This window comes from Sulfitobacter sp. 1A15106 (assembly GCF_043556995.1).
Classification (GTDB): Bacteria; Pseudomonadota; Alphaproteobacteria; order Rhodobacterales; family Rhodobacteraceae; genus Sulfitobacter; species Sulfitobacter faviae.
The window spans coordinates 1-7,775 of record NZ_JBIFFM010000028.1 but is presented as its reverse complement, the minus strand read 5'-3'; the positions used below and the strand labels follow the sequence as shown (position 1 = coordinate 7,775).

Below are 7,775 nucleotides of genomic sequence, written 5' to 3'. Positions count from 1 at the left end.
GTGACCAGAACATTCGCCTACGCCAGAGTATCGACCGTCGAACAGGACCCCGAAAACCAGATCCGGGAGATCGCTGCCGCAGGATTTGCGGTGGAGCCACACCGGATCATTACCGAAACGGTTTCCGGCTCACAGGCCATCGCACAGCGGAAGGGATTTGCGCGCCTTCTGGACAAGATGGAGCGTGGCGATGTTCTTGTCGTGACCAAACTGGATCGATTGGGGCGTGATGCCATTGATGTCAGCACCACCGTAGCCAAGCTGGAAAAGCTGGGCATTCGTGTCCATTGCCTAGCCCTTGGCGGCGTCGATCTGACCAGTTCGGCAGGGAAGCTGACCATGGGGGTGATCAACGCCGTCGCACAATTTGAGCGCGATCTTCTCATCGAACGCACCCAATCCGGCCTCGCCCGTGCCAAAGCGCAAGGCAAACCGCTCGGGCGACCGGCGGCGCTGACAGCTGATCAACAAGCACAGGTACGGGAGCGGATCGCGAAAGGCGAAACCGTCTCTGCCATCGCCCGCGACATGGGGACCAGCAGACAAACCATCATGCGTGCAAGAGACGCGCAGACGACATAAAAACGAGTAGACAGGACATCAAATGAATATCGAGATTAAGGTTAAAATCACCGGGCCGGACGGCACAGCCCATACGGAGAAAATCGCCACACTTACCAAAAACACTGACGCTATTGGCGAAATTGGGCTGTCGATCGGTGAGAGCAAGGAACTGCTCCTGAAACTGCAGCAGGAAATCGTATCCGCGCAATGCGTGGCTTACGGTGCGACGCGCACCTGTTGTCCGTGCTGCGGGCGAAAGCTGCGCGGAAAGGCGCGTGGCCATATCCGGTATCGCACTGTCTTTGGAGATGTCACCGTCCCGAGCCCGCGTTTTTACCATTGTCAGTGCCACGATGGCCCGGCTAAAACCTTAAGCCCATTGACCGATCTTCTGCCCAAACACGTCGCACCGGAGCTGCTCTGGCTGGAAACGAAATGGGCCTCGCTGGTATCGTTCGGGGTCACAGCGGACCTTCTGAAAGACGTGCTACCTATCGATCTGAAGCTGAACCCGGATACCATCCGCCGACACTTGGGACGCGTGGCGGCGCGGATGGAAACCGAGTTGGCCGAAGAACGGTTCAGCTTCATTGAGACCAGCGCTTGCCAACGGGAGCAAATGCCAAACCCAGAAGGACCGATCACGGTCGGCATCGATGGCGGATATGTCCGGTCCCGCGACGCCGGTCAGTCGCATTTCGAGGTCACTGTCGGCAAATCCATTCCCACAGATCGCCCGAGCCGTTATCTTGGACTTGTCCAAAGTCATGATGACAAGCCCAAGCGGCGACTTCATGAGGTTCTGAAGGACCAGGGTTGGCAGGAAAACCAGCCGGTAACATTTATGACTGATGGAGGGGACACGGTCATCAATATGGCCCTGCGTATGGCTCCTGCCTCGGAACATATCCTCGACTGGTTCCACATCACCATGCGCCTCACTGTCATGCACCAATATGTGAAAGGGTTGGCGCATCACAACGAAGAGGCCGCGGAAAAGCTATCCAGATTACTTCGTCAGATCAAAGGTTTCCTCTGGAACGGTAACCTGCATGACGGCCAGACGGTGATTGAGGACCTCGTCATGGACTTGGACGGAATCGAAACGGACTACGCCAGCATCAAAGCGCTGCGCAAAGCCGCTGCTGAGTTCGAAACCTATATCGCGAATAACAAGGATATGATTCCGAACTATGCGGAACGGCGGCGCTATGGCGAGCGCGTTTCCACTGGCTTCGTCGAAAGCACCGTCAATACCGTGGTCGGCAAGCGCTTCGGAAAACGCCAGCAGATGCGATGGTCAAAGCAAGGTGCCCACCTCATGCTGCAAACTCGTACCCGAACCCTTGACGGCACACTCCGATCCAAGTTCGAACAATGGTATCCAGGCATGAAATCGGGCGAAAATGACAAATTTGCGGCGTAGTTGCCCCACACTTTGCGGTACTCTCCTTGCTTCTCGATCGCGCGAAACAGGGTGCTTGTCACCCTGAAGCGATATCGGTCACGCGCAGTGAGGTCGCTGATATGACGAAGTGATCCTCCCCAAAAGTCGCGCGACCGTTGCCGGTTTTCCGCTCGACGGCTCTCCTGTAGCTGACGGTGCTCTGCGACCCATGCCTTCACCTTCGGGTGCAGCGCTCGCATATGGTCAAGGCTTTCGTCGTTTTCATCGAAGGGTGTTAGTTCCGCAACGGACTCAGCGTCGCGAGATGGGACGGACGCAGGTACTAGCGGTCTACCACTGCCCCGCGCTGGCTTGATTGAAGGGGAGGTCTTTTGGGGCGGTTCGAATGACGGCAAAGGAGGCATTTCAGGAGCACGGCCAACGGCCTTTTTCTGCCAGTAGCCCAAGGGTGGCGTAGGGATTTGGCGCTTTCGACAAAGAGCGGCCAAGCCTGGCCCGTTCGTCGCGAGTTGGGCACCAAGCTTGCTCATGGGGGTCTGCCAGACCAGTTCGTAAAGTTCTTCGCGAGACATTTCCTCTGCGGGGCGGGTAACGATGTCATTCATGTGAGCCCTTTCTCTCTCGTAAATTCTCCATGAAATTGACTGCCGCCTTCGTACCACCCCTTTACTTGTACTTAATGTTGTACATATAGAGGAAAGCAAAGGAGAGTCGACATGGATGTTATGACCTACTCAGACGCACGAGCTCAACTGAAGGGCGTCATGGATCGAGCGATCCACGACAAGCAGGAAGTTGTCGTGACGCGCAAGAAGGGCGAGTCCGTTGTGGTCGTGTCCTTGGACACTTGGAACGCCGTCAACGAGACGTTGCACCTCTTGTCCACACCGAAAAATGCATCCCGCTTGCGCGCGTCGATCGCGCAACTCGATGCTGGAACTGGCGAAGAGCGTGAGCTGACCGAGTGAAGCTGGTTTTTTCCGATCAGGCGTGGGAAGACTATCAATACTGGGTCAACACCAACGACAAGGTACGCGACCGGATCAACGAGCTGATCAAGCAGTGCAAGCGGACCCCCTTCAAGGGAACCGGCAAGCCGGAACCTTTGAAGGGCGATTTGACAGGCTGGTGGTCGCGGCGAATTTCTCAGGAAGATCGAATGGTCTACCGGGTCAGTGGAGCTGGCGATCGCCAAAGCCTAGAGATTGCGCAACTGCGGTTCCATTACTGAATGGTCCCAAGGTTAGCGCGCAAGCTTTTGATATTCTTCCCACATCATCTCTATTAGCTGGCCCTGCGTGATGCCAAGACGCTCTGCCTCAGCGGCAATCGCTTCCCCGACTTCAGGGAAAACCTTCGGGTGCAGCTGATAGGTGCGTGGGCTTGGTTTACGCCCTGGTTTCTTGCGTGGGGTACGATCAAGGAAGCCCCTCGCCTCTCCAACCTCATCGACACGGCGGACCTCGGCAACCGTGGTGTCTTTTGGTCGGGCCTTCAGCCCTGCAAGCCTATTTGAGCCGCTCATAGACAGCCTCCGTAAAGTATTTGGCATTCTCCAAGGCCTTATCGACCTTGCCGCCAGTTACCATGTCAGGGTCTTTCATCATCGCGGTCAGATCACCGCCATAAGCGAAGATTTCTGAAAACGCCGCGCGAGCGACGAGCGACGGTTCGATCAGGTCTATCCCTGCCCCGCGCAGCTGTTCTTCCAGATCTCTTTGAACGCGGCTTTTCACAGCTGCGCTTGTTTTGGTCAGAACAACGGCGTGACGGATTGTGCGACCAAGCGCCTCTTCCTCTTCCCGGATCAAAGCCAAGGCTTCAGACCCGATCTCCGCGTCGAGCGCCGTTGGCTGCATAGGAACGATAACCAGATCAGCTTGAGAAATAGCGCGGCTGACAAGCTGCGATGCTACGCCTTCAAGATCAACAATCACGATCTGCCCATCGCCATCTGATGCCCTGATCGTCGGCACTATCTCAGAGCGCCCTATATCCTGATGAAGCGTCACACCTTTGGGGAGTCCGTGAGATGCCCATCGGGTCAGTGACTTGTTGGGGTCGCAGTCCAAGACTGTCACTTGAGCTCCCATCCGAGCGAACTCTGTGGCCAGGATTACAGCACATGTGGATTTTCCGACGCCCCCTTTGGGGCTTGCCATGACGATGACGGGCATTGCTCGGCCTCATACTATTTTCGTTACCGGAAACATATCACTTACCGGTAAAATTTCCAATACCAGAATAAAATTTGATACCGGATTTAAATCAATAACCGGTTTTAAATCCGATTATGGTCTACCGCGCTTCTCGAACCACTTGCGGCAAAAGCCTACAAATGCGGCATCCACATCCCTCGGAGCCTCCACGATCCAGTCACGCCACTCACTTTCCAGGTGACGTACATCCCAACCAGGCGCGGCCTGTCGCGCCCTATCGTAGGTTTCAGACTTAAGTGGAGGAATACGCCCTTCGATAAGGGAGGGCGGGGTCATCGTGCCGCGATTGGTAAAAACCACCATGTCCGCCACTTCATCGAAGAACACTTGATAATCTGGCAGGTGATCATGAACCGCCAGCTGCTTAATCATCTGACGAAATCGCTTTTCTGGGCTTTGCGACCCAGACTTCATAAGCAGGTGCTTTAGGGTAATCTTCCAGCTTTTTTGCTGGCCACAGTGCTTGCGCGCTAGCTCGTAAACGCGGCGTTCAATCGGCTTGCGCAAGCGAAAGTAGTCGCGGTGAAGGGTCAGCACCTCTTCGTTTTTGATTGCATTGAAGACCCAGTCCGACAGCTTGACCTCACACCAGAGCAAACGACCGTCGAGGCCTTGCTTTCGACGGATGGAGGAGGCGTCTATCAACCCGAACCCATCAATCTGTTCTTCGTCACCAGAAACAATGTTCGTTCTGATCCGCGTGCCTTCCAACCGGTCAAGCGCATCCATGAGCGAGATGTATTCTCGACCACTGGTGCCACGGTTCGTGAAAATCAGGAGTTCGTGCGAATTGATACGAACGCGAGGCGAGACCGGTTCCCCATGTTTAAGTTTCGCCATAATCTGACTGATGCAGTAAATCAGGATGTCCTTGTCATAGATGGTTGCCAGCCCTTTGACACTCGGCGTGATTTCCAACCAGTGATCACCGTTCCTATAACGCTTCACAGAAGTCTCTGGTTTCTTGGAGAGTGAGTAGAACGGATGCTCCATATGTTGCATGACGTCCTTGAGAACAGCGTCTGCAACGTCACAGATGAACAGATCGTGCTGAGGGTGACGATCAGGCAAAAGGGGTGTCAGTGGGTTCGTGTTTTCAGTTACCATAGCAGCACATTCGTGTTTTCAGTTACCCATGTCAAGATTCGTGTTTTCAGTTACCAAAGTTCGTGTTTTCAGTTACCGAGATTCGTGTTTTTAGTTACTGATCGAATGCGTAACACGTTGATTCAAAATAGTAAAACAGGCCTCAAAAACAGCTTAACACTATATTTAACACATATTTAACACACTAAGCCTGTGGATAACTTGGAAAATCAACTCAATTCAGCGGATTCTGATCAAACCGTCCACGGTAAATCTTGCTCTTGAAATACACATTCTGCTTGGCCTTGAGCGGGTTGCGATTGCCCACCAACAGCAGCAGATCATCCGCCTTCATGCCAGTGATCTGCTCAGCAGTCATGAGCTTCTGTCGCTGCTCCGAGTAGGAAAAATCCCGGCCCTCGTTCGGGGCTTTGCCCTCTCGAATTTGCTGAGAATAGACGGTGCTTTCCCCGAGGTGGCGCGCTGCCCATTCGGCGGTTTCGATGTCGTTGAGGTTGAAGACGCGCTTGGTGATGCAGGAGCCAAAGATCGAACGGGCATCGTTTGGCCCATAGGCCTTTTCGACCTGACCCGTGTCTTGCGTGACGAACAGCGCTTCCACACCGGCTCCTGCGGCGACGTTGGCAATGTTCATGATCTGCTCCATGCGGCCCATACGCACGAATTCATCGAGAACCAGCAGGATCGGGGCCTTAACCTTGCGCCGCCCGTCCTGACGCACGACCGTGCCCAGGACAAGGTTGATGAACAGGCGCATGAAGATCGCTTGCTTGTCCACCTGGTCGAGGGGCACCGCGATGAAGAGATCGACCCGATCATCGAGAAGATCATCCATGCGGAAGCTGGACCCAGCCAGGAAGTGGCGCATGTTGTCGGACTGCATCCACTCAAAAGCTTTTGAGACCGCTGTCTGAATCGACCCGCGTTCTCTGTCTCCCGCGCGCAGAATGGTGGCGGCGGTCTGGGCCGGGCGGTGGCCGACAAGGTCGCCATTTTCAGCCCAGGCCTCAAGCGTGCCGTCGAGGTTCGCGGACAGCAGAAGATCGGCGACGGCGATCAGATTGCGCCGGTTCGGTTCTTCCTGCGTCACGATCACTTCGATCGCCGCCGCGACCAGCTGGCGGGCCATTTCAGAGAAATGCGCGCCGTCGCCTTGTTCCGGTTTGACCAGGCCGTCCGCAACCAGGGCAACGTCTCGCGCCAGCTCATGGGGCCGGATGTAGTCGAGCGGGTTGAACTGATCCTTTCCGTCTTCGACGAGGCCGAAGGGGTTGAGAACGGCTACCTTGCGCCCGAGCTCTTCGCGGTGGCGGCGCGTGACGGCGAAATTCTCGCCCTTGATGTCGAGGACGACGACCGGTCCCTGGTGATCGAGGATCGCGGGGATCACGGCGCTGACGCCCTTGCCGCCGCGTGTGCCGGAGACGACGAGGTGATGCCCGCCGCGCCATCCTTTCGCATCGTTCTTGACGTAGCGCAGGAGCTTGCCTTTGTGCAGGGCCAGGGGCAGGCTGGTCTTGTTGCGGACAAGCTGGGCAATGTCGCGCGGGTCCATCCATCGAGAGTACCGTAAAGTGTGGGGCAGTTGAATTTTGGGATTGATGCTGGCAAGGATTTTGGATGTCATCCGCTTCTCCAATCTATCAGCTAAAGGTACGCCTTCTCGGGTTGAGCCCGATGATCTGGCGGCGTGTTTTGGTATCGGATTCGACGACACTGCGTGAACTGCACGGCATTCTTCAGGTTGCGATGGGCTGGGAGGGCATTCATCTGTTCCTCTTCGAGGTTCACGCGGTACAGTACGGCTCGTTCGAGTTGCATGCTGGAAACCCCGATGTATCCTTGCAGCAGTTTGGATTCTGCGAGAACCAACGATTTTCCTATGTTTACGATATGGGGGATCACTGGGAACACGAAATCCGTGTTGAAGCGATTAATCCGCCACCAAAGAAAACCTATCCGGCCTGCATAGGCGGTTCCGGAGCCTGCCCGCCTGAAGATTGCGGTGGCGTATATGGGTATCTTGAACGGCGGGATGAGGCTGACGGCTATGATGCCTGGAATGACATGGACGTCATGGTTGGTTTCCTCGAAGATGTTGTAGCAGCGAACGCCCCCAATCGGCCGGTATCTGATTTCATGTCCGACGATGTGGAATCCGCGATGGAGCGGATGGTGGCACGCAAGCCGTTCGTCGAGGGGAAGTTCTCACGGGGTGCTGTGAACAAGCGGTTTCGATCCGGAGATCATCGCGACCTGATGCGCCAGCAGATGTGGTAAGGGCCGTCCGAAATGGTTCGGTTCCGGACAGGGCGTAATGATCTGTCCATAAATTATCTTGAACCTGTATCGAACAGGTGTATTGTTTTGGACAACATTTCCGGACAGAATTGCAATGCTGTGACCAGAACATTCGCCTACGCCAGAGTATCGACCGTCGAACAGGACCCCGAAAACCAGATCCGGGAGATCGCTGC

General features: G+C 55.4%; 9 protein-coding genes. 5 read left to right on the top strand and 4 right to left on the bottom strand.

Features of this window, described 5'->3' with window-relative positions; genetic code table 11:
- The 4 genes from ACGYKA_RS19895 to ACGYKA_RS19880 all read left to right on the top strand — a co-directional run.
- Nucleotides 1–582 (top strand): recombinase family protein (locus tag ACGYKA_RS19895; RefSeq protein ID WP_394439858.1); only part of this gene is annotated, 582 nt, incomplete at its 5' end.
- A gap of 22 nt (nt 583–604) precedes the next feature.
- On the top strand, nt 605–1,990 hold the full coding sequence (locus ACGYKA_RS19890; RefSeq protein WP_394394265.1) for an ISKra4 family transposase: 1,386 nt from the start codon (nt 605–607) through the stop codon (nt 1,988–1,990).
- 698 nt (nt 1,991–2,688) lie between these two features.
- Nucleotides 2,689–2,940: a type II toxin-antitoxin system Phd/YefM family antitoxin gene (locus tag ACGYKA_RS19885; RefSeq protein WP_036743750.1), complete on the top strand. Its 252-nt coding sequence runs from the start codon at nt 2,689–2,691 to the stop codon at nt 2,938–2,940.
- A complete protein-coding gene (locus tag ACGYKA_RS19880; RefSeq protein ID WP_267168762.1) occupies nt 2,937–3,203 on the top strand; it encodes a Txe/YoeB family addiction module toxin in 267 nt (88 codons plus the stop codon). The genes ACGYKA_RS19885 and ACGYKA_RS19880 overlap by 4 nt, the downstream gene beginning before the upstream one ends.
- Nucleotides 3,204–3,215: 12 nt before the next feature.
- Here the strand turns inward: ACGYKA_RS19880 and ACGYKA_RS19875 are convergent, their stop codons facing one another.
- The 4 genes from ACGYKA_RS19875 to ACGYKA_RS19860 form a co-directional block, all read right to left on the bottom strand.
- Entirely contained in the window at nt 3,216–3,497 is a 282-nt protein-coding gene (locus ACGYKA_RS19875) for a chromosome partitioning protein ParB (RefSeq protein ID WP_074948197.1), read from the bottom strand.
- Complete coding sequence (locus ACGYKA_RS19870; protein ID WP_267168826.1) at nt 3,481–4,149, bottom strand: ParA family protein; 669 nt, start codon at nt 4,147–4,149, stop codon at nt 3,481–3,483. Before ACGYKA_RS19870 ends, ACGYKA_RS19875 begins: the two co-directional genes overlap by 17 nt.
- Nucleotides 4,150–4,263: 114 nt before the next feature.
- Entirely contained in the window at nt 4,264–5,298 is a 1,035-nt protein-coding gene (locus tag ACGYKA_RS19865) for a replication initiator protein A (protein WP_127044712.1), read from the bottom strand.
- Nucleotides 5,299–5,512: 214 nt separating this feature from the next.
- Complete coding sequence (locus ACGYKA_RS19860; protein ID WP_394394268.1) at nt 5,513–6,925, bottom strand: type IV secretory system conjugative DNA transfer family protein; 1,413 nt, start codon at nt 6,923–6,925, stop codon at nt 5,513–5,515.
- On the opposite strand from ACGYKA_RS19860, the gene ACGYKA_RS19855 reads away from it, so the two are divergent.
- Nucleotides 6,919–7,578, top strand: a complete 660-nt coding sequence (locus tag ACGYKA_RS19855) for a plasmid pRiA4b ORF-3 family protein (RefSeq protein WP_394394267.1) — start codon at nt 6,919–6,921, stop codon at nt 7,576–7,578. The genes ACGYKA_RS19860 and ACGYKA_RS19855 overlap by 7 nt on opposite strands.
- Nucleotides 7,579–7,775: the final 197 nt, after the last annotated feature.